Genomic DNA, 20,534 nt, shown 5'->3' with positions numbered 1-20,534 from the left:
CTGATTAATCCATCCTGCTTCCGAAGTTGGTTTGCTAAGTGTTGCTACTGTACCCCTTGATTCCTTAACAGGCTGTATCTTCGCTGTCTGCTTGGGGAGACAGGTTCAGAATCGCGTAGTAGTCCATGAGCGGTGGCAGAAGGAAGGGAATTGAGAGTTGCAGAACCTGGGCCAAAAGTCAGCTCCGACCTCTGACTCTGCCGCTGATCATGGCATGTCAACCCAGGCTGAACCAAGGGATCCTCTCAGCGCTAATGCAATTGAGATGCAAGCTTGTCGAGAATGGTTCTCATGGTCAAGGCTTGATGCTGCATTGACCCTGCTGGCTGAGCACCAAGAGGCCTCTTGCGGGCAGCTACTTCAGAGGCAGGGATCCAGTGCTAGACTTTGCCCAAGCTGTAAAGCCTAGACTTTGCCTATTCCTAACTCTCCCTGAAGAACTTTAAGCCCTATTTCCCAGTAACTATGAGCGAAGCCCTGCACCGCGCCTTGGCCAATCAAGATCTGCAACAATTGCTGGCTTACTTGCAGCAAGGGGCAGATGTGAATGCTCCCGATTGGCAGGGGGTTACCCCGCTTCACAAAGCAATACTCATCGGCAATCTGGAGTTGTTGGACTTGCTTTTGGCTTATGGCGCTTCTGTCCACTCGGTGGATTCCAGCGGGGCTACACCCCTCCATTTGGCTGCAGCCAGCGGCCAGGTGGAAGTGGTGGAGCGGCTTCTCCAGGCAGGCAGCGAGATCGATCTACCAGATCGCTATGGATACACTCCTCTCCATCGGGCTGCCCTAGCCGATCAGGCAGAAGTTATCAGTCTGCTGATCCAAAAAGGGGCAAACGCCTGTGGCGTTCTCCACTGGGCTACGGCTACGGGTAGGAAAAGCGTTCTAGCTCGCCTACTCTCCAAGGGGGCACCGGTGGATGCCGTTGATGAGACGGGGCGAACTCCTCTGCACGAGGCGGCCACACAAGGACACTTGGGCATCGCTCGCTTTCTCATTTTGTACGGGGCTGATGTCAACGCGCGCAACCGCTTCGGGGCAACACCCATGCACTGGGCTGCCTGGGAAGGGCATGTCCCAATCCTAGAACTTTTGCTGCAGCATGGGGCCGAATTAAACCCCCGGAATCAGGAGGGGCACACACCTTTAGCCTATGCGCAAAAGCGGCAGCACAAGCTAGCTGCCCAATGGCTGCAAGACCGAGGCGCAACCCTTTAGTTTGGCTTAAAGCTCAAGCGAGATCCTAAGTCACGCCAAACAAAAACAAGAATCTGAAAGGGTAGTTGAGGGTGTAAAAGCTATAGTCACTTTCAAAAGTGATCCCTAGCTTCCCTCTGAGATACGGGCCATGGGTGAGGGGTGGAAAAAGGGTTAGGGGTAAGAGCAAGGAACACCTTAGATTGTATCTCCATTCGTAAGGGATCCCTACTTCTTGGGAGACAAGAGATAGAGACAGAAAAGGAGAGAGGATGTTAGGTTTCCTCTCTCCGATCTCTTCGTCGCGGTTAGCGTTAACGCCATCTAGATTCTAATCGATAAGTCGCACCTGATTCAATCCTTTTCTCCAAATTTTAATCTTCTTTCAGAATCATTTTTTAGAGAACAAAACAAGGACGGAACAGCTAGCTTGTTCCGAAAACATCCGTTTATCTCCTTAGAAGATTTATAGCCATTCCAAATAACTCAAGATGCTTCCCCAGCGCTTCACGCCGCCTCCGCTTGCTAGCCCGCCGACGCAAGCGCAATCACCCTCGACTGCTACCTCCTCCTTCAACACGGTGTTGGCGGAAAACCTCCCTCCCCTGTTAATTGATGTTTAGTCTCATTAGATTAAAACCTCAACTTTGAGGGGAAAGGAGGAAAAGGGATCCCTGCCAAACGCAGGATGGCCAGTTCCGCCGGCGCGGGATCCCCGCTCTATCCAAGACAAGAGAGGAAGACTGATGGATTTGACTCCACCACTCACCTGAGTGACAGGATAGCACTATTGAGATCAAGTTGCAATATACCCCCGGAGCATACGGGGCACTCTTTGATAGAGACTTGCATCAAACTGAGTGAGTCTGGTAGAGTACTTGGCTAAAGTAGTTGGAAAAAATTTGCAGCTAGGTCTTTGCAGGTCACGGAGTGATGAGCATGACATGGCAACAGGTGCAGGCGGGCGTGTGGTGTCGGCAGTTGGGGCAACTAGCGCCCCAGTGGTGGCTGGGGTGGAGTCCTAGGCAGGGCTTCCAGCTCTATCGCCAAGAGTCCCTACCTTCTCTCTCCGCTTTGCGGATGCGCTACCAAGAGCAGGATGGCTGGCTGGATGTGTTTTTCGGAGAAGCCGAGCAGCATCCCCAGCAGCGGCACAGCCTCTTAGACGCAACGGCGCGGGTGGCTTTGCACTACTTGCCGGAAGATCTAGCTCAGATTCGCTCCCTGAAGTGTCCTCACGAGCGCATTCCTCTGGAGCTTTGGCAGCGGCTAACCCAGCAACGGAGTTAAGGTCTACCAGAATCCTTAAAAAAACTATTAAAACCTTTACGGCATTTAAATCCAATCGAAGTCACTTTGCCCCTGGGGATCTGCGCCGCCGAGGCGACCGGGAAGACGGAAATTCTCTTCCCTTCCAGCTTTTCTTGCTCTGGGGGAAGCGATAGTCCCGCTGCTATTTTTCTCTCCGCCTGGCCAGGCTTAAGCTGGGAAGGGAAGTGCAGCGGCTGAAGCCATGACCGTTTCTGAGCGCCAACCCAAGCAACCCTTTGAGCAGCAAGCCAGTGGGCTGACTTCTCGCCGCCTTTTGAAGGGATCCATCATCGGCGCCGGTCAGGTGGGCATGGCCTGCGCCTACGCGATGGTGATCCAGAACACCCTCGATGAGCTGGTTCTTCACGACATCGACCGGGCCAAGCTGGAAGGGGAAGTGATGGATCTGGTGCACGGGATCCCTTTTGTGGAGCCGACGCGGATCTGGGCGGGAGAGCTGGCCGATTGCGCCGGCTCAGACGTCGTGATTGTGACGGCGGGAGCCAAGCAGCGGCCTGGAGAAACCCGCTTGGATTTGGTTCACCGCAACGTTGAGATTTTCAAAAGCCTGATCCCGGCCTTGATGGAGCATTGCCCCAGCGCCATTTTCCTGGTGGTGAGCAACCCCGTCGATATCATGACCTATGTTTCCCTGAAGTTATCGGGGCTGCCGGCGGGGCAGGTGTTGGGGTCGGGCACGGTGTTGGATACGGCCCGCTTTCGCTATCTTTTGGCCCAGCGGCTGGGGGTGGATCCGCGCAGCCTGCACGCCTACATCATCGGCGAACATGGGGATAGCGAGGTGGCCGTCTGGAGCAAGGTGAACATTGCCGGCACGCCGATTGGCGAGCTCTCGCCGGAGTGGGATCCCGCCCATTTGGGCGACATCTTCGAGCAGGTGCGCAATGCCGCCTATGAGATCATCCGCCGCAAAGGGGCCACCAGCTATGCCATTGGTCTGGGGGTGACGCAAATTGTCCAGGCCCTGGTACGGGATCAGCGGCGCGTTTTAACCGTGAGCAGCCTCACCCAGGGGGAGTATGGTCTGCCGGAGGTCTGCCTTAGTTTGCCGAGAGTGGTCGGTCGGCAAGGGGTGGAGCGCACGCTGGTCATGTCCCTCACCGAGAGCGAGCAACAGCAATTGCACCGCTCGGCCCACATCTTGCGGCAAGTCATTGACAGCATTCAGTGGTAGCTTAGATTCTCTTTGCTTTTGATCCAGGCTGTGGGAGGCGGCGTTGGGTTCGCTATGGCTGGAACCGGCAGCAGAAGGTGGTCTGGGGAAGCAGAGGGGCAACGGGCGCAGCAAGCCCAACCTGAGAAAGGCTGCCTTGCACCGCCTTGGGCAGGGATCCCGCTGCAGAGGGGTCTCGGCCAGCGGCTGCGGCAACATGTCAACCCTCTGCAGGCGCAATACCAGCAGCCTGCTTCTCCACCCCACTGGGAACGGGTGTACCGGCGGCTGGGGCAACCCTTTCACTTGGATATCGGCAGCGGGAGCGGACGCTTTCTGCTGCGCCTGGCCCAGGAACAGCCGGATTGGAACTTTTTGGGCGTGGAGATTCGGCAGCCGCTGGTGGAGCGGGCCAATGCTTGGCGGGACGAGCTGGGGCTAGATAACGTCCATTTCCTCTTTGCCAACATCAACGTCTCCCTGCGCCATCTATTTGCCCCTGGAGATCTCAGCCGGGTTACCATCCAATTTCCGGATCCCTGGTTCAAAAAGCGCCATCACAAACGGCGGATCGTCCAGCCCCAACTGGTGGCGGATCTGGCCCTGCTGCTGCAACCGCGCAGCCCTGTTTTTTTGCAGTCGGACGTGCAGGAAATTGCCGAGGAGATGGTTGCTCGTTTCCTAGAGCATCCGCAGTTTTGGGATCCCTGCCAGGGGCCCATCGATGACAACCCCTTTGGTATTCCTACCGAGCGGGAGTGGCAGTGCCTGCAGTTGGGGCTGCCCATCTACCGGTATTGGCTAGAGCGCCGCTGACCCCTCCGGCTAAAGCCAATAGAAGCTAGGATATAACCCGCTGGAGTTGCCTCTGTTGCTGCCATGTCTCCCTCTGAAGCCACGGCCTCTGTCGATCCCTTTTCCGCTTGGCTTTCTGTTCGCCGTGGGATCCTCAACCTGCTGAGCCTATTGGCCCTTTTGATTGTCGGGCTTTCACTTTCCAGCAGTTGGTTTCAGCCGCCGCCCCAAACGCAGTTGGATCTGTTGCAAACCAATCTCGCCCTGCAGGCTGCCCGCACCTTAGATGATCCCCGCTATCAGGATCTGGCGCAGGCTCTGCTAGGGCGGAACGTTTTCGAGCTGGCCAACAATCGCTACCGGCAGGTGGCCGACAACTACGCCGAACGCTTGAAGCGGCTAAAACGGGTGGCGCGGCTGGAAACAGTGGGCGAACCCGAGTTGGCTAGGATGTCGGATGAAGTGGGGCCGGCCCAAGCGCCGGCAGTGGATCCCGTCCTGCTGGCCTCTGCCCAGGATCTGCAGGCAGAGCTAGACAGCCTGCGGCTACGCCTGGGCTTGCTCTACGCTTACCAGAAGGATCTGGAGGCGGCCCAGCAGCAGTGGCAGCAGATAGTCGATCCAGAACGTCCCTTGGAGCTGGAATCCGGCCAGAAGGGGGTGGCACAGGTTTTACAAGGGCTGTGGGGAACGCCACGGCGCATTCTGCCCGAGGCTGAGGTGCAGATCCGCAACCACCTAGACGGCTGGTTTGAGGCAGTGGCCTTGCAACAGCTCTACCGGCTGCAACAGCGCAGCGACAGCCTCAATGCCCTCAACCAGGAGCAGGAAAAATTGGCCTTGGCAGCCCTGTTTCGGCTGACGGTGGTGGGCGGGATCCCCGTGCTGGGGGCGCTGCTGGGGCTAATCCTCCTGTTGGGTTGGCTGGGCTGGAGCTTCTGGCGCCAACGTCCTCTTGTGGGCCCGCCGTGGGAGGTGCCTTGGCCGGGGATCGGGGCGCAGGCGGTGTTGACCGGCTGGTTTTTGGGGTTTATTCTCCTCAATGCGCTGGTGCCCCGCCTTTACACGGTCCTGCTGGGTTTGGGGGCACAACAGCTCAGCCCTTGGCATCAGGCGGTGACCCTGTTTCTCACCTACAACGCCGGCGCTCTGCTGGGGGCAGCCCTGTTGTACCGGCTTCTCCGGCTCTATCCCGGTTGGCAGAAGGCGTTGCAGGTGCGGCTGTGGGGCCCTTGGCCGCTTTGGGGCCTATGCGGCTACTGGGTGGCCCTACCTTTGGTGGTGCTGGCAGCGGCGCTGTCGCAGTTGCTGCTGCCCCAAGCAGGGGGTGGGAACCCCATCTTGCCGCTGCTGCTGGACAGCCACGGCTGGGGGGCGCGCTTGCTGTTTTTGGCCGTGGTGTCTGTCTGTGCCCCCGTTTTTGAGGAGGTGCTGTTCCGGGGCTTTTGGCTGCCTACGCTGAGCCGCTACTTGCCGATGGGGGCAGCTATCTTGCTCAGTGCCTTCACTTTTGCCCTTGCCCACCTCAACCTTTCCGATCTGCTGCCGCTGACCATGCTAGGGGTGGTGCTGGGGGTGGTGTACAGCCACAGCCGCAACCTGTTGGCCCCCATCCTGCTGCACAGCCTCTGGAATACGGGATCCCTGGTCACGCTACTGGTACTGGGGGACGCTTCCTGAGGGGAGTTGGGCCTACTTTTTCTTGCCGAAGAGGCGGCTCCAGAAGCCGCTGTTGTCTTCTTTGCGCGGCGGTGGCACGATTTTCTGGGCCTGGGAGGTCTGGCGGCTGGCCGAGGGGACAGGAACCGGCTGCTGGGTGGTGACCTGCTGCAACCAGCGGCGCACCTCCGCCATCAACTCGGCGTTGCCCGGCTCAAGGCGGCTGGCCTGCAGGAAGTCGGCTTTGGCCATACCAGCGTTGCCCTGCTTGAGGTGGGCGATACCCCGGTGCAGATAGTAGCGGGCCACGTTGGGCTGGGCGCTAATGGCAAAGTTCAAGTACTGAATGGCAACCCGGTACTGCTTGCGCTCGATCATGTCCAGCGCCTGCAGGAAGCGAGTCTCAGCGGGGCTGAGTTGCGGAGTTGGGGGCGGGGTGGGCGGGGCAGTAGGAGACGGAACGGGGGAGCCGGCCGGGATCCCACCCAAGGTGGTGCGGCTGGGGGAAGGGGTTGGGATCCCAGTCAGGGTGGTGGTTCTGGCGGCAGGAGTCGGGATTCCCTTGTAGCCGGCCTTGAGCAGTAAATAGGCTAGGTTTAGCTCACTCAGTTGCTCGGTTTTCTCCAGCAGCGTGGCCATGGAGCTGTATTGCTCTTTGGCCAGCTTCTCCACCCGCCGGACGTATTCTTCCTGCCAATCGGCACACTCGGCCAGGCCTTTGACGGCTTCTCCAGTGGGCCATAGATCAGGAGGGGGCGACTCCAGCAGGCGTTGAACGCGCAGCTTGAGCACAGTCTCGTATTCTGACCGTTCCCGCTCCTTGGCCAGCACCTCGTTGGCTGGGCTGACCAGCTTGGCAAAGAGGACGTTGGCCCGCTCTGCCCCTTCCGGATCCCCGACAAACCGATCCGGGTGCAGGGCCTTGGCCGCCTGCAGGTAGCCGCGCCGGATCCCTTTGGAGTCGGCGGTGAGGGGTACGCCCAAGATGGCGAAATGGTCCGTCTCGTAGCGAGCTAGTCCTCGGCTGAGGCGGGGGACATCAGAGTTGGATCCCATAGTTGCCACTTCTCCAAGATGCGTTGCAAAGTTCCGTTCTCGGTCAGGATTGCGATTGCCCCATCCACGGCTTCCTTCAGGGAAGGATGCTGCGAGGATACCACGCCCACCAGAGGAATCGGGAACAGAGGCGGCCCCGCCAGGCGCAGCCGGGATCCCGCCTGGCGCAGGCTCAGGGCGGCAACAGGCTGATCGACAAGTACGGCATCCAACTGGCCGGCCTGGAGCTGAGCAAACAGGCGCTCCGGGTTGCTGGTGGCAAAAAGACGAATGGCGTTGCCCCGCCTCTCGTTGTACGCCTCCAACAGAGCTGCTCCCGTACTGTTCACTACAATGCCCACTTTGCGGCCAAATAATTGCGACAGCGCCTCAATGGGAGTTTCCCCTGGCCCCGGATCCCGTACCACCAAGCGCTGCGGGCTGAGGTAGTAGGGCCGGGTGGCGAGAAATTGCTGCGGATCCAAGCCCAAAGCTTCCCGTGCCCCCCAAATGAGATCCACCTCATCCGCTTGCAAAGCCGCCAACTGCTGACTCCAAGCCACGTAGACGGGCTCCACCTGCACCTGCAGCGTCTGGGCAAGCGCCTCCAGGATCTCCCACTCGAAGCCGGCGTAGGTTTGCCGCTCTAGGTCGGTGTAGAGGTAAGCCGGGCCCAGGCTGGGATCCAGGCCAACCCGGATGCGCCCCCGCGCCTGAATTTCGGCCCAACGGGAATCGGGGGGCTGGGCTCGCTCGCCGGCAGGAGCGGGCAGGGCCGGTTTTTGGGCAGGCTGAGGGTAGGCCGGGATCCCCAAGAGAAGCGCCAGGCCAAATCCTGCCGCCCAGCAACAACGCCGAAGTGTTTTCCCGGCCAAGCTATCTCTCTGACCTTGGGAAGGAGCCATAAGGGCCTGTGCGTAAAGCTTACCCAATTTTTGCCTGAACTTTACCTCATCTTTATCTTTGGCCGTTTCGCTCTCGAGGCCGCCGCATGGGGAAGGAGACCGGCAGGGGGCTGACCTGGGCCAGTTCTTCCTGAAGAGCAGCGTGTAACCAGCCGTTGCTGGCCAGCAGGCGGCCACTGTACACATCCACCGGGCTGCCATCGTAGGCAGTGACCTTGCCGCCGGCCTCTCGCACCAAGACAATCCCGGCGGCAATGTCCCAGGGGGAGAGACCTCGCTCCCAATAGCCATCCAACTGGCCAGTGGCCACGTAGGCTAAGTCCAGGGCAGCCGATCCGCCCCGGCGCACTCCCTGGGTGAGGTGGGTGAAGTGGCAGAACTCAGCGTAGTTGTTGTCCGGGGTTTCGCGCCGGTCATAGGCAAAGCCGGTTACCAAGAGGCTGCGGGAGAGTTCGGTAGTAGAGGAGACGCGGATGGGCTGGCGGTTGCGGGTGGCTCCCATCCCCTGCACAGCGCGAAAGAGATCCCCGCGAAAGATGTCGCAGACCACTCCTAGCACCGGCTCCCGCCCCTCCAGCAGACCAATAGAGACGGCAGCAAAGGGATAGCCGTGGGCAAAGTTGGTGGTGCCATCAAGGGGATCGATCATCCAGGCATAGGTGCCCTGTGGGGATCCCTGCTGGCCGGATTCTTCCGTCAAGATCCCGTCTTCGGGGAAGTGCCGCCTCAAGATTTTTATGATCAGCTCCTCAGAAGCGCGATCCGCTGCCGTCACCAAGTCGCCCGGACGTTTCTCCTCAACGGCAAGGTTGCCCCCCACGTAACTGCGCAGCAAAGCCCCTGCCTCCAGGGCTGCCTCTGTGGCCACATCCAACCGACGCAACAGGGCCTCCGTCGTCACACCCACACCTCAAGGCTACAAACCTGCTACCCAGAATAGCCCGCCCGCGGCCAAGGCTGTGGCTCCCAAGGGATCCCTGACAACAGGAGCAGGCCCAACCTGAGCTCCCATTTTTGGAGAAATGGAGTATCTCCAAAACCGCCTGTGGTGTATAGTAGAGTACATAAGGCTTGTGGGTTTTCCGACAGCCTGCCGAGGCCAATTGGAAAGGGTAGGAAGGGTAGGATTTTGAGGAACTCTAAGGTTTAAGGGCTTAGACTTGAAGAGCTAGGCTGCCGGGCATACGGTTGAGCGTCGAGGAGGAAACGCTGTTGCCACAGAGCTACGACGACTTTTTGACCTCCATCACAGAGGTGAGCGAGGGGAGTTCTCTTTCCAGCCAGGGCTTTGACCTGCCGTTGGATCTGTTCGACCAAGTCCCTGAGCAGCCGTTGTCTCACCCGGAGTTTACCCTGTCCGTCTGCCATCCTGTGCGGCCCTGCAGCTACATCCTGCGGGAAAGCATTTACACGGTTGGCCGGGATCCCTCCAATGCCATCCAGATCGTCAACCGCTTCGTCTCCCGCCGCCACGCCTATTTGGTGCGAGTGCCCACCAAGTCCAATCGCACAGGGTTTACGTATTGTCTAGTCGACGGCAACCGCAAGGGGCAGTCCAGCACCAACGGGGTGTTCGTCAACGGTACGCGGGTAGCTACCCACTACTTGAGGAGTGGCGATGTTATCTACTTTGGGCCGGAGATCCGCGCCTACTTCTTCGAGGTGGCCCGCATTCCCCATCTGCCCAACCCTTTTGAGGTCAACTCTGATCTCAGCAAAGGATCCCAGCAGGGATCCAACTCCGTTCTCGACAATCCAGGAGGTCGCCGTAGCCCGTTGACAGATCCAAAGCTGCATCGTTAGATTAGTTAAGCCAGTTAATTACCGTGAATTGGGGCATCGCCAAGCGGTAAGGCAGCGGGTTTTGGTCCCGCCATTCGGTGGTTCGAATCCATCTGCCCCAGTCTTAAGTTGCGCCAAGCCTGCCCGCGAAACGAGAGAGGGTCTTCTGGCCTGACCTCCTTCCCAGGGCTGGGAAGGGGTGGGCCGGCGGAGGGTTGTGCTTTTTGTGTCGGCTGGGCAGCGGCTTTAGCTGAGGGAAAGGTATCCACCGACCCGGCGTGGCCGGCTTAGGGGAGAAGGTGGACAACCGGCAAGCGAGGGAAAGGGATCCAGATGAGCGGTGCCTGCCGATCCTTAATGATGGTGGGGACTTCTTCCCACGTAGGCAAAACCCTTTTGGTAGCTGCCCTCTGTCGCCTCCTGAAAAAGGCGGGGAAGAAGGTTGCCCCTTTCAAGGCCCAGAACATGTCCCTCAACGCCTACGTCACCCCGGAGGGCAAAGAGATTGCCTATGCGCAGGCTCTGCAAGCTTGGGCCGCCGGGATCCCGCCCGCGGTGGAGATGAATCCGATTTTGCTCAAGCCCCAGGGCAACCTGACTTCCCAGATCGTCTTGAACGGCGTGGCAGTAGATACCTGTCGCGCCAGGGAGTACTACGAGCGCTGGTTTGCGCCGGCCTGGGAGGCGGTGAAAACAGCCCTGGCCCGTTTGCAACAGCAGTACGAGTGGATTATCTGCGAGGGGGCAGGCAGCCCGGCAGAGGTCAACCTCAAACACCGGGATCTGGCCAACATGCGGGTTGCCCTCCATCTGGGATCCCCCACTTGGCTGGTGGCCGACATCGACCGGGGCGGGGCGCTGGCCCACGTGGTGGGCACGCTGCAATTGCTGGAGCCGGCAGAGCGGGCCCTGATCCGCGGTATTGTCATCAACAAGTTTCGCGGCGCGCGGGAGCTGTTGCAGCCTGGCCTGGATTGGCTGGAGAGCTATACCGGGATCCCGGTGGTGGGGGTTCTGCCCTGGCTGGATTGGGTGCTGCCGCAAGAGGATTCAATGGGCCTTGAGGCCGGCCCGCAACTCTGGGAAGATCGCCGCCCCCGGCGCCAAGCTTTGGGGAAAGACTGTTTGGAGATCGCGGTGGTTCGCCTGCCCCAGGTGGCCAATTTCTCCGATTTCGACCCCTTGCTGGCGGAGCCTAGCGTCCATCTGCGCTGGGTTCACCCCGGCCAAAGCCTGGGATCCGCGGATGTGGTCATCCTACCCGGCAGCAAGACTACCCTCAAGGATCTGCTTGTGCTGCGTCAGAGCGGCTTGGCTGACCAACTGCGCCACTATTGCGGCCACATTGTTGGCATCTGCGGCGGGCTGCAGATGTTGGGGCAAACCATCGCCGATCCCGCCGGCCTAGAGGGAGTTGCCGGCACCTACCCCGGGCTGGGCTTCCTACCGCTGACTACCGTCTTGCAACCCACCAAGGTTACCCAGCAGGTGCAGACACAAATCTGCTGGCCCACCCCTGCCCCCGTCCAGGGGTATGAAATTCATCAGGGATCCACCCAGGCCGATTCCTCTGGCTGCCTGCCAATCTTCGAGCAAGAAGGCCTGGGTTGGCGGGATCCCACCGGCCGAGTCTGGGGCAGCTATCTCCACGGCCTCTTCGACAACCACCGCTGGCGGCGCCACTGGCTCAACTGGCTGCGCCGACAAAAAGGCTGGGATCCCTTGCCGGAGTTGGACGGCCACTACGCCCAGCAACGGGAAGAACTGCTGGATCGTCTGGCAGAGGCCTGGCGGCCTCATCTGGATTTGCAGCACCTCCTGGAATAGGCCGGGGAATTGCCAAGGTCTGCAAGAATGTATTCTGGACGGAAACTGCCTTCTCCTCTGGCCTATGCGGCTTCTGGTTACAGGCGGCGCGGGCTATATCGGCAGCCACACCTGCAAAGCCCTGGCAGCCCACGGCCACCTGCCCATTGTCTATGACAACCTGGTTTACGGTCACCCCTGGGCTGTTCGCTGGGGGCCTTTGGCAATTGGCGACATTGCCGACCGGGAGCGGCTGGATCAGGTTATCCGCCAGTACCGCCCTGAAGGGGTGATTCACTTTGCCGCCTACGCCTACGTGGGCGAGTCGGTCAAGGATCCGGGCAAATACTACCGCAACAACGTGGCCGGATCCCTAACTCTACTAGAGGCCATGCGGGATCACGGGATCCCCTACCTGGTGTTCTCCAGCACCTGCGCCACCTACGGCGTGCCGGAGCAGATCCCCATCCCGGAAACCCACCCCCAGCGCCCCATCAACCCCTACGGACAGAGCAAACTCCTGGTGGAGCAGATGCTGCGGGACTTCCAGGCCGCCCACGGGATCCGGTTTATCAGCCTGCGCTACTTCAACGCCGCCGGCGCCGATCCCGACGGAGAAATCGGCGAAGCCCATGACCCCGAAACCCACCTCATCCCCTTGGTGCTGGAAGTCGCCGCTGGCCAACGCCCCCACATCACCGTTTTTGGCGATGACTACAACACCCCTGATGGTACCTGTATCCGCGACTACATCCATGTCGCCGACCTGGCGCAGGCTCATGTGTTGGCCTTAGAAGCGCTGGCGTCTGGCCGGCCTGTGCAGGCAGCCTACAACCTGGGCAATGGCCAGGGCTTCTCCGTCCAGGAGGTGATCGCCACGGCAGCAGCGGTAACCGGAAGACAGATCCCGGCGCAAATTGGGGCCCGCCGACCGGGGGATCCCCCCTGCCTGGTGGGCGATGCCGCGGCCATCCAGCGGGATCTCAACTGGCAGCCCCGCTATGCCGACTTGGCCGAGATCGTGCAGACAGCTTGGCGCTGGCACCAAAAGCGGCCCTATTTTGCCAAGGCCACACCTCTGCTCCGGGGGGCCTGACCCAACTGGGATGGCGATCCGAGGATCCAGCAGTACGATCAGGGGAGATCGCCCCCTGCCCATTTCCCGGCTTCCCATGGACAGCCAGATCGCCCCAAACACCCTTGTGGTTGTCATGACCACGGTAGGATCCGAGGCCGACGCCCATCGTTTGGCCCACACTCTAGTGGCCGAGCGCTACGTGGCCTGTGCCCAGGTGCTGCCACCGATAACCTCCTATTACCGCTGGCAGGGATCCCTGCAGAGGGAAGCCGAATTTTTGCTGTTGCTCAAATTGCCCTCTACTGCTTATCCCCGCCTGGAGCAGCGGCTGCGGGAGCTCCACCCCTACCAAGAGCCGGAGATCCTGGCTATCCCAGCTAGCCACGTCAGTACAACCTATTTGGCTTGGGCCCGAGAGCAGGTAGGGTAAGGAAAAGCAGTACCCCCCTTGAACCATGATCGCCCTCTATCCCGGCAGCTTTGACCCGATCACCCTTGGGCACCTCGATATCATCGAGCGGGCCAGCCGCCTATTTTCCAAGGTGATCGTCGCCGTCTTGAAAAACCCCAACAAAACCCCTCTGTTCAGCCCGGAGCAGCGGCAGTCGCAGATTAGCCTCTCCACCGCCCACCTGAAAAACGTTGAAGTCGATACTTTTTCCGGCCTGACGGTGGCTTACGCCCGCCAACGGGGGGCAAAAGTTATCGTGCGCGGCTTGCGCGTCTTGTCCGACTTTGACGTGGAACTGCAGATGGCCCACACCAACAAGCTGCTGGCCCCCGAGCTGGAAACCCTCTTCCTCGCCACCGCCAGCGAACACAGCTTCGTCAGCAGCAGCCTGGTCAAGGAGGTGGCCAAGCTAGGCGGTCCCATCGATCACCTGGTGCCCCCACCGGTGGTTCAAGATCTGCGGGAGCGTTTTCCCTTAACTGGATGAAGGGATCCCTGCCTGCGAAAACAGGGCCTTCAGCTCTTGCAACGTCTTTCTCACCTTGGCCTGGGCCACCTCCACCTCCGGCTGGTCGTAGGCTTTGGCGGCAAAGTCCAGTTGCTCCAAGCCGCGGCCCATTTCTTTGGCCAGGCGCAGCATCTCTCGCTTTTGCTTGTCTGGCAGGGTGGATGCTAGGCCGTTCAAGGTCTTACGGGTCATGCCCATCGGCCCATGAATGTAGGAGCGGATCTCCAGCCAGTCCTCGGCGTCTACCAGGCTCTGCAGCCGCTCCACCTGTTGCTCCAGTTGTTGCAGCTCTCGGGGCAAGGCGGCAGCCGCCTGGACAGGAAGGGATCCCAGCCACAGCCCCAACGTCAGAATGGCAACCAGCAACACGCTTTGCCAACGACGCATCATTCTCTACCTCCCGCCTGCCTCCAACAGGCTCGATGTCTCAGTCATCACTTTCTCGGCAACCAATAGTGTACCTGTTGACTGCACCTTGGGCTCTTCGCCCTCCTGGGAGAGGACAGGAAATCGGTTAATCTAGTCTTGTAAAAGAATGTAAATGGTGCTCTGATGCAACGCATCATCCTCATGACCGGCAAGGGTGGGGTTGGCAAGACCTCCGTGGCAGCGGCAACCGGCTGGCGTTGTGCTGAGCTAGGCCTGAAGACCCTGGTTCTGAGCACTGATCCAGCCCACTCCCTAGCCGACAGTTTCGACCAGCCCTTGGGCCACGAGCCGGTGGAGGTCAAGCCCAACCTCTGGGGAGCAGAGCTGGACGCCCTGCAGGAGCTGGAGCTGAACTGGGGATCCGTCAAGACCTACATCACGCAGGTGCTGCAGGCCCGCGGGCTGGACGGCGTGCAGGCGCAGGAGCTGGCAGTGCTGCCGGGGATGGACGAGATCTTTGCCTTGGTGCGGGTTAACCGCCACTACGACGAGGGTAAGTTTGATGTGCTGATCATCGACTCCGCTCCCACCGGCACGGCCTTGCGCCTTTTGAGCCTGCCCGATGTTTCCGGGTGGTACATGCGCAAGTTTTACAAACCTCTGCAGGGGTTGGCGCGGGTCCTGCGTCCCATCGCCGAGCCCATTGTTAAAGGGCTAACAGGGATCCCCCTGCCGGATGACCAGGTGCTGGATGCCCCCTACGAGTTCTACCAAAAGATCGAGCGGCTGGAGTGCATCCTCACCGACAACCGCATCACTTCCGTGCGCCTGGTCACCAACCCAGAGAAGATGGTGATCAAGGAGTCGCTGCGGGCGCATGCCTACCTCAGCCTCTACGGCGTCGCTACCGACTTGGTGATCGCCAACCGTATTTTGCCGGAAGGGGTGGTGGATCCCTACTTTGCTGCCTGGAAAGCCGCTCAACAGAGATATCGCCGGGAGATCCACGAGAACTTTGCCCCTCTGCCTGTGGTGGAGATCCCGCTTTACCCAGAGGAGCTGGTGGGGTGGGAGGCCCTGGCCCGCCTGAAAAAAGACCTCTGGGGGGATCGCAACCCGGCGGAGGTGTTCTATGCCGAGCAGACGATACAGGTGGTTACCGACAACGGCCAGTACCGCCTGGATCTCTACCTGCCCGGGGTCCCGAAGGAGCAGGTGGAGTTGAGCAAAACCGGCGACGAGCTCAACATCCGCATTGGCAACCACCGCCGCAACCTGGTGTTGCCCCAGACCCTGGCCGCCATGAAGCCGGCGCGGGCCAAAATGGAAGAGGACTACCTGCGCATTCATTTTGCTGCTTGAGCTGGGATCCTTTTCCCTGGAGGCTGCGATGCACCACTCCCCAAACCCAGCGCTAACCCTAGCTCCCATCCATGTGGTGGGCGGAGGGCTGGCAGGGACGGAGGCCGCCTGGCAAATTGCCCAGTTGGGGGCGCCCGTCATCCTCTCGGAGATGCGCCCTGTGCGGCAAAGCCCAGCCCACCACACCGATCAACTGGGAGAGCTGGTGTGCAGCAATTCCTTTGGGGCCCTAGCCAGCGATCGGGCGGCAGGGCTGCTCAAGGAGGAGCTGCGCCAACTGGGATCCCTGGTTATCGCCACCGCTGATCGCCACGCCGTGCCAGCCGGGGGAGCCCTGGCCGTGGATCGGGCTCGCTTTAGCCAGGCCCTGACAGAGGCCATTGCCAACCACCCCCTCATCACCCTGCGTCGGGAAGAGGTAACCGAGATCCCGGAAGGGATAGCCGTCCTCTGCACCGGCCCGCTGACCAGTGAGCCCCTAGCCAAGGCGCTGCAAGCCTTCACGGGCCTGGAATACCTGAGTTTTTTTGATGCTTCCAGCCCCATTGTTACCGGGGATTCCCTTAACCGGGCAGTGGTGTTTCAGGCCTCCCGCTACGACAAAGGGGAAGCGGCCTACCTCAACTGCCCCATGACGGAGGCGGAGTACGAGCGCTTCTGGCAGGCGCTGGTGGAGGCAGAACAGGTACCCCTCAGAGATTTTGAAAAAGAGGAGCGCAAGTTTTTCGAAGGCTGCCTGCCCATTGAAGAAATGGCCCGCCGCGGCAAAGATACTCTCCGCTTTGGTCCCTTGAAGCCGGTGGGGCTGGTGGATCCGCGCACGGGAACCCGGCCCTATGCGGTGGTGCAGCTCCGCCAGGAGGACAAAGCAGGCAAGCTGTGGAACTTGGTGGGCTTTCAAACCAATTTGAAGTGGGGAGAACAGCAGCGGGTCTTTCGCCTCATTCCCGGCTTGGAAGCGGCGGAGTTTGTCCGCTTTGGCGTCATGCACCGCAATACCTTTTTGAACTCGCCGCGGCTTTTGCTGCCTACGTTGCAATTTCGCCGCCGGCCAACCCTGTTTGCTGCCGGCCAGTTGGTGGGCACCGAGGGCTACGCCTGCGCTGTGGCGGGAGGGTGGCTGGCCGGGCAGAACGCCGCCCGCCTGGCCCTGGGGCTGCCTTTGATCACGCTGCCCCCAGAGACAATGATGGGATCCCTATTTCAGTTCATCAGCAGCGCCGATCCCAAGTACTTCCAGCCCATGCCAGCCAATTTTGGCCTCCTGCCGGAGCTGGAGGGGCAGAAGGTTCGCAGTAAACAAGAGCGCTACGGTCGTTACCGGGATCGCGCCTTGGCTGCGCTGGCGGCAACGGGGCTAGTGCGCCAAGCGCAAACGGCCTGAGTTCCCTACCCTCCCCAAGCCAATGGCCAGCTAGCCTGAAACCTAAAGGAGGGATCCCGTGCCTATCCTGGTTCTCAACGCCGGCTCCAGCAGCCTCAAAGTCTCTCTCTTTGCAACTGTTGAAGGCAAGGTGGAGACCACCCCCCTCTGGCAGGCGCAGGTGGACTTTGCCTACCAACCTGGCAAGGCGCTCATCCAAACGCGGCGGCAGGATGGCCCCTGGGAGCCTTTTCCTACCCCTTCCCCCCCAGCCGGCATTGGCGATTTGGCTCCTCTCTTCCAAAGCCTCTGGCAAGGCGAGGGATCCCTGCTGGCAGGGGCAATGGAGATTAACGCCATCGGCCACCGGGTGGTGCATGGGGGATCCCTCTACCACCAGCCCACCGTGATCACGCCCGAGGTGGAAGAAGCCATCGAACAGCTAAGCCCCCTGGCCCCAGCCCACAACCCTGCTGCTCTTGAGGGCATTCGCCTCCTGCGCCGGCTGTTGCCCGGGATCCCGCAGGTGGCCGTTTTCGACACCGCCTTCCACCAGCAGATGCCCCCGGCAGCCGCCCTCTATCCCCTTCCCTACGCCTGGGCCGAGCAGGGGATCCGCCGCTATGGTTTTCACGGCATCAACCACGAGCACTGCGCCCGCCGTGCCGCTGAGATCTTGAACCGGCCTCTAGAGGAGTTGCGGCTCATCACCTGCCACTTGGGCAATGGCTGTTCTCTGGCAGCCATTCGCGGGGGCCGCAGTGTCGACACTACCATGGGCTATACCCCCCTAGAGGGCTTGATGATGGGATCCCGCTCAGGCTCGGTGGATCCGGGGATTTTGATCCATCAGTTGCGCCGGGGCATGGACGTGGAGGAGCTTGACCGCATCTTGAACCGGGAATCCGGCTTGAAGGGCGTGTCCGGCCTCAGCAGCGACATGCGAGTTATCCTGGAAGCCATGCAGGCAGGCCATGCCCGCGCCGAGCTGGCCTTTAACCTCTTTGTCCACCGCCTGCGTAGCCAGATTGGGGCCATGCTCATGAGCTTGGATCGGCTGGATGCGTTGGTCTTCTCGGGCGGCATCGGGGAAAACGCCGCGCCAGTACGGGCAGCAGCCTGTGCCAACCTGGGCTTTTTGGGGATTCAAATCGACCCAGTTCTCAATGCTGGATCCCCGCGCAACTGCGACATCAGCACCTCTGATGCGCCAGTGCGAGTGCTGGTTATCTCCGCGCAGGAAGACTGGGCCATTGCCACCGCCTGCCAAAAGCTCCTGCAAGGGGAATAGGCGAAGGATCTCAGGCTGCTTCTAGCCAGGTTGTCTCCTTTTCAACGACTGGCTCAGTTGAGACACCCCCCCGACAATGGGGCCAAAGCCCTGGGGAGGGGACGACAGGGGAACCCCATTGCGCTACCCCTGCAGGTCGCCTCCGTCCCTACAATTTTCCCCCTCCCTGAGAGAGAGGAGCTGAGGGATGCCCTAAACTCGAAACCAAGCTCGTTTGAAGGTAACGGGAAACTATGCAGCCTGCACAGCGCTTGCGCAGAGGGATCCCTCTGCTGTTGCTCCTAGGCGTCGGTTTGGCAGGATGTGGGGAGACGACCGGCAGCACCCCCCTGCCGACGCCGATACCACCTCCCTCCCTCACCATCACCGATCTCTCGCCACGCACCGTCTCCGTAGGGCAAACCCCCACCTTTGTGGTCTCCTTCCGCGTCGAGGCCCCTGCCGGGATCCGAGGATCCAACGCTTTCTTGGCTGCCGTCACCACCCCGCTGGGTAACTTTGTCACCCTGGGGGCTTTCGACGCTTCCCAATTGCCCGGCTGCTTTGTCGGAGCCACCGCCTGTACGGTAACAGGGCTTACCCTGACGCAGAACCGCTTTACCGTTACCCAGACGGGATCCCATCAACTCACCATCAGCGTTTTCGATCGCCAGGAGCGGCTGGGCAGCGGCAGCTTTACCTTTAACGGCCTGCTCTGAAGCTCAAAAGCAGAATAGGGCCTTCAGCAGTTGCCAAGCAAAACGCCGCAGAGAATCTGCCAACGCAAGGGGTCTCCTCGCCATCGCAGACGTTGACGAGGCTTTGCTACTCTGAGGACAAAGCCATTTCCAGTAGCCATAGAACGGCTTGCTGGCCAATACCTGGACTTTCTTGGGGGAAAAGGCTGAGGGCCGCAAAGCATGGAAAAGCCTCTCCAGTCCTGGCCAAGCTCCACCAACTGAGAGCCCACCCAACCTCGAGAGGACTTGCCGATCCGGCAGAAACCTTTACAGGTCAGGGCCTTGCCGGTCAATGCTGAGCGGCAGTTTGACTTGCTACCTTAATGAAGGCTGCTGGCCGGACAGGCGCTAGATTGGCTCACCACCCATGGATACTCGCCTAATCAACATCGGCTTTGGCAATATCGTCGCCGCCGGGCGTGTTATCGCCATTGTCAGTCCTGAGTCAGCTCCCATCAAACGCATCATTAGCGACGCCCGCGAAAGAGGCCAGTTGGTGGACGCGACCTACGGTCGCCGCACCCGCGCCGTAATCATCACCGATTCCGGGCACGTCATCCTCTCGGCCATTCAGCCCGAAACCGTTGCCAACCGCTTCCTCACCGCCAAGGTTGGGCTGACGGAGGAACCTGAGTAAAAGCCTCACAAGCAGCCTGCGAGGCCGAGAGTGAGATATCCTAAAACAAACCAAACAAGCCAACTGTCCAGCCGTCCTTTGTCGCTCTCCGCCTATGGCAGTTTCTCCCACTACGCTCTCCTCGCCAACTCCCCCTGAGTGCCTGCAGCAACAGGAAGCCCCTCAGCCTCCTGCCACTCGCGGTCGCCTGGTGGTTTTGACAGGGCCAAGTGGGGTGGGCAAAGGCACCCTGGTCAGCCAACTGCGCCAGCGCCACCCCGAGCTGTACTTTTCCGTCTCGGTAACCACCCGCCCCCCCCGCCCTGGGGAACAGGAAGGCGTCAACTACTACTTCCGCACTCGCGAGGAGTTCCTCAACCTGATTGAAGCCGATGAGTTGTTGGAATGGGCCCAGTACGCAGGTAACTTTTACGGCACTCCCCGCGAGATCGTGTTCAAAAAACTCAGCCAGGGTCAGGATGTGCTGCTGGAAATTGAACTGGCCGGGGCCCGTCAGGTAAGACAACAGTGCCCCGATGCCATTCGCATCTTCCTGTCTCCTCCTTCGCTAGAAGAGCTCGAACGCCGCATTCGCGAACGCGGACAAGACTCTGAAGCCAGCATCCAACGCCGTCTGCAACAGGCTCGCAAAGAATTGGATGCCAAAGACGAATTCGACTACGTGATCGTCAACGACAATCTAGAGCAAGCTCTGCAGGAGTTGGAAGCCTTGCTTTATCCTCCCTCCCCAAGGAAGGGGCAATCCTAGGGGCTCTGCGACTCCACGCGCTTTTTTCCCGAGAGCTCGCGTCTTTTTTTAGCTAAAAATCGGAGGCACGAGGCTTGGCATCCACGCCAAGTGCTCGCATAGCACTGAATTGGCTCTAGAAACGCCACGGGTGCAAGTAGCCACACGGTAACTGTTGCCGAGAGCATCGGCAGCCGGCTTCTCAGGTGCGGAAACTCCTGTTCAGGCTTCACCAAGACAGGGTAGGGGGGGTGAATCTGAAGAGGAAGTATCTGCTGAGCCAGTATGAACTACCCCACCGCGTAGGCGGGTGGGGTTTCCTCACCCGCTTGGCAGCAGAGCTTTTGTCTCTTCTTCTGCCC

The 20,534-nt window shown here is 60.3% G+C and carries 20 protein-coding genes and 1 tRNA gene; 17 read left to right on the top strand and 4 right to left on the bottom strand.

What is annotated here, in order from left to right; translation table 11 throughout:
• The first annotated feature begins 465 nt into the window (after positions 1-465).
• The 5 genes from NW845_RS09125 (at position 466) to NW845_RS09105 (ending at position 6,160) form a co-directional block, all read left to right on the top strand.
• The gene (locus NW845_RS09125) at positions 466-1,221 is read left to right on the top strand and encodes an ankyrin repeat domain-containing protein (RefSeq protein ID WP_414366588.1); all 756 of its coding nucleotides are present in this window, start codon (positions 466-468) and stop codon (positions 1,219-1,221) included.
• A 912-nt stretch (positions 1,222-2,133) separates the two neighbouring features.
• Positions 2,134-2,490 (top strand): hypothetical protein, encoded by a 357-nt coding sequence (locus tag NW845_RS09120; RefSeq protein WP_414372103.1) that lies wholly within the window; start codon positions 2,134-2,136, stop codon positions 2,488-2,490.
• 295 nt (positions 2,491-2,785) lie between these two features.
• Positions 2,786-3,706 (top strand): L-lactate dehydrogenase, encoded by a 921-nt coding sequence (locus NW845_RS09115; RefSeq protein ID WP_414365728.1) that lies wholly within the window; start codon positions 2,786-2,788, stop codon positions 3,704-3,706.
• A 54-nt stretch (positions 3,707-3,760) separates the two neighbouring features.
• Complete coding sequence (gene trmB, locus NW845_RS09110; RefSeq protein WP_414378230.1) at positions 3,761-4,501, top strand: tRNA (guanosine(46)-N7)-methyltransferase TrmB; 741 nt, start codon at positions 3,761-3,763, stop codon at positions 4,499-4,501.
• 63 nt (positions 4,502-4,564) lie between these two features.
• Positions 4,565-6,160: a type II CAAX prenyl endopeptidase Rce1 family protein gene (locus NW845_RS09105; RefSeq protein WP_414378228.1), complete on the top strand. Its 1,596-nt coding sequence runs from the start codon at positions 4,565-4,567 to the stop codon at positions 6,158-6,160.
• A 12-nt stretch (positions 6,161-6,172) separates the two neighbouring features.
• Here the strand turns inward: NW845_RS09105 and NW845_RS09100 are convergent, their stop codons facing one another.
• From NW845_RS09100 to NW845_RS09090, 3 genes are read right to left on the bottom strand one after another with little or no spacing between them, the layout of a single operon-like run.
• Entirely contained in the window at positions 6,173-7,195 is a 1,023-nt protein-coding gene (locus NW845_RS09100) for a DnaJ domain-containing protein (protein ID WP_414378226.1), read from the bottom strand.
• Positions 7,153-8,079 carry an ABC transporter substrate-binding protein gene (locus NW845_RS09095; protein WP_414378224.1) on the bottom strand — a complete coding sequence of 309 codons (927 nt, stop codon included), beginning with the start codon at positions 8,077-8,079 and terminating at the stop codon, positions 7,153-7,155. Before NW845_RS09095 ends, NW845_RS09100 begins: the two co-directional genes overlap by 43 nt.
• Before the next feature lie 52 nt (positions 8,080-8,131).
• The gene (locus NW845_RS09090) at positions 8,132-8,980 is read right to left on the bottom strand and encodes an inositol monophosphatase family protein (RefSeq protein ID WP_414378222.1); all 849 of its coding nucleotides are present in this window, start codon (positions 8,978-8,980) and stop codon (positions 8,132-8,134) included.
• 287 nt (positions 8,981-9,267) lie between these two features.
• Between NW845_RS09090 and NW845_RS09085 the strand changes: the two genes are divergently transcribed.
• From NW845_RS09085 to coaD, 6 genes are all read left to right on the top strand, one after another.
• A complete protein-coding gene (locus NW845_RS09085; protein ID WP_414365723.1) occupies positions 9,268-9,882 on the top strand; it encodes an FHA domain-containing protein in 615 nt (204 codons plus the stop codon).
• Positions 9,883-9,911: 29 nt separating this feature from the next.
• Positions 9,912-9,983: transfer RNA gene (locus NW845_RS09080), tRNA-Gln, on the top strand.
• Between the two features lie 211 nt (positions 9,984-10,194).
• Positions 10,195-11,688 carry a cobyric acid synthase gene (locus tag NW845_RS09075; RefSeq protein ID WP_414378220.1) on the top strand — a complete coding sequence of 498 codons (1,494 nt, stop codon included), beginning with the start codon at positions 10,195-10,197 and terminating at the stop codon, positions 11,686-11,688.
• Positions 11,689-11,752: 64 nt separating this feature from the next.
• Positions 11,753-12,763 (top strand): UDP-glucose 4-epimerase GalE, encoded by a 1,011-nt coding sequence (galE, locus tag NW845_RS09070; protein ID WP_414372735.1) that lies wholly within the window; start codon positions 11,753-11,755, stop codon positions 12,761-12,763.
• Positions 12,764-12,878: 115 nt separating this feature from the next.
• Complete coding sequence (cutA, locus tag NW845_RS09065; protein WP_414378218.1) at positions 12,879-13,175, top strand: divalent-cation tolerance protein CutA; 297 nt, start codon at positions 12,879-12,881, stop codon at positions 13,173-13,175.
• Between the two features lie 25 nt (positions 13,176-13,200).
• Positions 13,201-13,683, top strand: a complete 483-nt coding sequence (gene coaD / locus NW845_RS09060) for a pantetheine-phosphate adenylyltransferase (protein ID WP_414365719.1) — start codon at positions 13,201-13,203, stop codon at positions 13,681-13,683.
• Here coaD and psbQ read toward each other — a convergent pair.
• Positions 13,672-14,094, bottom strand: a complete 423-nt coding sequence (gene psbQ / locus NW845_RS09055; RefSeq protein ID WP_414365718.1) for a photosystem II protein PsbQ — start codon at positions 14,092-14,094, stop codon at positions 13,672-13,674. The two genes, coaD and psbQ, sit on opposite strands and share 12 nt — an antisense overlap.
• 162 nt (positions 14,095-14,256) lie before the next feature.
• On the opposite strand from psbQ, the gene NW845_RS09050 reads away from it, so the two are divergent.
• From NW845_RS09050 to gmk, 6 genes are all read left to right on the top strand, one after another.
• Positions 14,257-15,435 (top strand): TRC40/GET3/ArsA family transport-energizing ATPase, encoded by a 1,179-nt coding sequence (locus tag NW845_RS09050; RefSeq protein WP_414378216.1) that lies wholly within the window; start codon positions 14,257-14,259, stop codon positions 15,433-15,435.
• Between the two features lie 28 nt (positions 15,436-15,463).
• Positions 15,464-16,819: an FADH(2)-oxidizing methylenetetrahydrofolate--tRNA-(uracil(54)-C(5))-methyltransferase TrmFO gene (gene trmFO / locus NW845_RS09045; protein ID WP_414378214.1), complete on the top strand. Its 1,356-nt coding sequence runs from the start codon at positions 15,464-15,466 to the stop codon at positions 16,817-16,819.
• A 58-nt stretch (positions 16,820-16,877) separates the two neighbouring features.
• Positions 16,878-18,089 (top strand): acetate kinase, encoded by a 1,212-nt coding sequence (locus NW845_RS09040; RefSeq protein WP_414378213.1) that lies wholly within the window; start codon positions 16,878-16,880, stop codon positions 18,087-18,089.
• Between the two features lie 233 nt (positions 18,090-18,322).
• A complete protein-coding gene (locus NW845_RS09035; protein WP_414378211.1) occupies positions 18,323-18,787 on the top strand; it encodes a hypothetical protein in 465 nt (154 codons plus the stop codon).
• Between the two features lie 388 nt (positions 18,788-19,175).
• Positions 19,176-19,445 (top strand): extracellular matrix/biofilm regulator RemA, encoded by a 270-nt coding sequence (remA, locus tag NW845_RS09030; RefSeq protein ID WP_414365713.1) that lies wholly within the window; start codon positions 19,176-19,178, stop codon positions 19,443-19,445.
• 94 nt (positions 19,446-19,539) lie between these two features.
• The gene (gene gmk, locus NW845_RS09025) at positions 19,540-20,193 is read left to right on the top strand and encodes a guanylate kinase (protein WP_414378209.1); all 654 of its coding nucleotides are present in this window, start codon (positions 19,540-19,542) and stop codon (positions 20,191-20,193) included.
• The last annotated feature ends 341 nt before the right edge of the window (positions 20,194-20,534 follow it).

It is taken from the genome of Synechococcus sp. H60.2 (genome assembly GCF_047462315.1).
Taxonomy (GTDB): domain Bacteria; phylum Cyanobacteriota; class Cyanobacteriia; order Thermostichales; family Thermostichaceae; genus Thermostichus.
Note: the sequence above shows the minus strand (reverse complement) of the source record. Positions and strands in the feature narration are given on the sequence as shown.

Coding starts and splice junctions, on each gene's coding strand:
- trmB (WP_414378230.1), top strand. CDS start 3,761: ATGGCTGGAACCGGCAGCAGAAGGTGGTCTGGGGAAGCAGAGGGGCAA.
- remA (WP_414365713.1), top strand. CDS start 19,176: ATGGATACTCGCCTAATCAACATCGGCTTTGGCAATATCGTCGCCGCC.
- NW845_RS09050 (WP_414378216.1), top strand. CDS start 14,257: ATGCAACGCATCATCCTCATGACCGGCAAGGGTGGGGTTGGCAAGACC.
- gmk (WP_414378209.1), top strand. CDS start 19,540: ATGGCAGTTTCTCCCACTACGCTCTCCTCGCCAACTCCCCCTGAGTGC.
- NW845_RS09035 (WP_414378211.1), top strand. CDS start 18,323: ATGCAGCCTGCACAGCGCTTGCGCAGAGGGATCCCTCTGCTGTTGCTC.
- psbQ (WP_414365718.1), bottom strand. CDS start 14,094: ATGATGCGTCGTTGGCAAAGCGTGTTGCTGGTTGCCATTCTGACGTTG.
- coaD (WP_414365719.1), top strand. CDS start 13,201: ATGATCGCCCTCTATCCCGGCAGCTTTGACCCGATCACCCTTGGGCAC.
- NW845_RS09075 (WP_414378220.1), top strand. CDS start 10,195: ATGAGCGGTGCCTGCCGATCCTTAATGATGGTGGGGACTTCTTCCCAC.
- cutA (WP_414378218.1), top strand. CDS start 12,879: ATGACCACGGTAGGATCCGAGGCCGACGCCCATCGTTTGGCCCACACT.
- NW845_RS09100 (WP_414378226.1), bottom strand. CDS start 7,195: ATGGGATCCAACTCTGATGTCCCCCGCCTCAGCCGAGGACTAGCTCGC.
- galE (WP_414372735.1), top strand. CDS start 11,753: ATGCGGCTTCTGGTTACAGGCGGCGCGGGCTATATCGGCAGCCACACC.
- NW845_RS09125 (WP_414366588.1), top strand. CDS start 466: ATGAGCGAAGCCCTGCACCGCGCCTTGGCCAATCAAGATCTGCAACAA.
- NW845_RS09120 (WP_414372103.1), top strand. CDS start 2,134: ATGAGCATGACATGGCAACAGGTGCAGGCGGGCGTGTGGTGTCGGCAG.
- NW845_RS09095 (WP_414378224.1), bottom strand. CDS start 8,079: ATGGCTCCTTCCCAAGGTCAGAGAGATAGCTTGGCCGGGAAAACACTT.
- NW845_RS09105 (WP_414378228.1), top strand. CDS start 4,565: ATGTCTCCCTCTGAAGCCACGGCCTCTGTCGATCCCTTTTCCGCTTGG.
- trmFO (WP_414378214.1), top strand. CDS start 15,464: ATGCACCACTCCCCAAACCCAGCGCTAACCCTAGCTCCCATCCATGTG.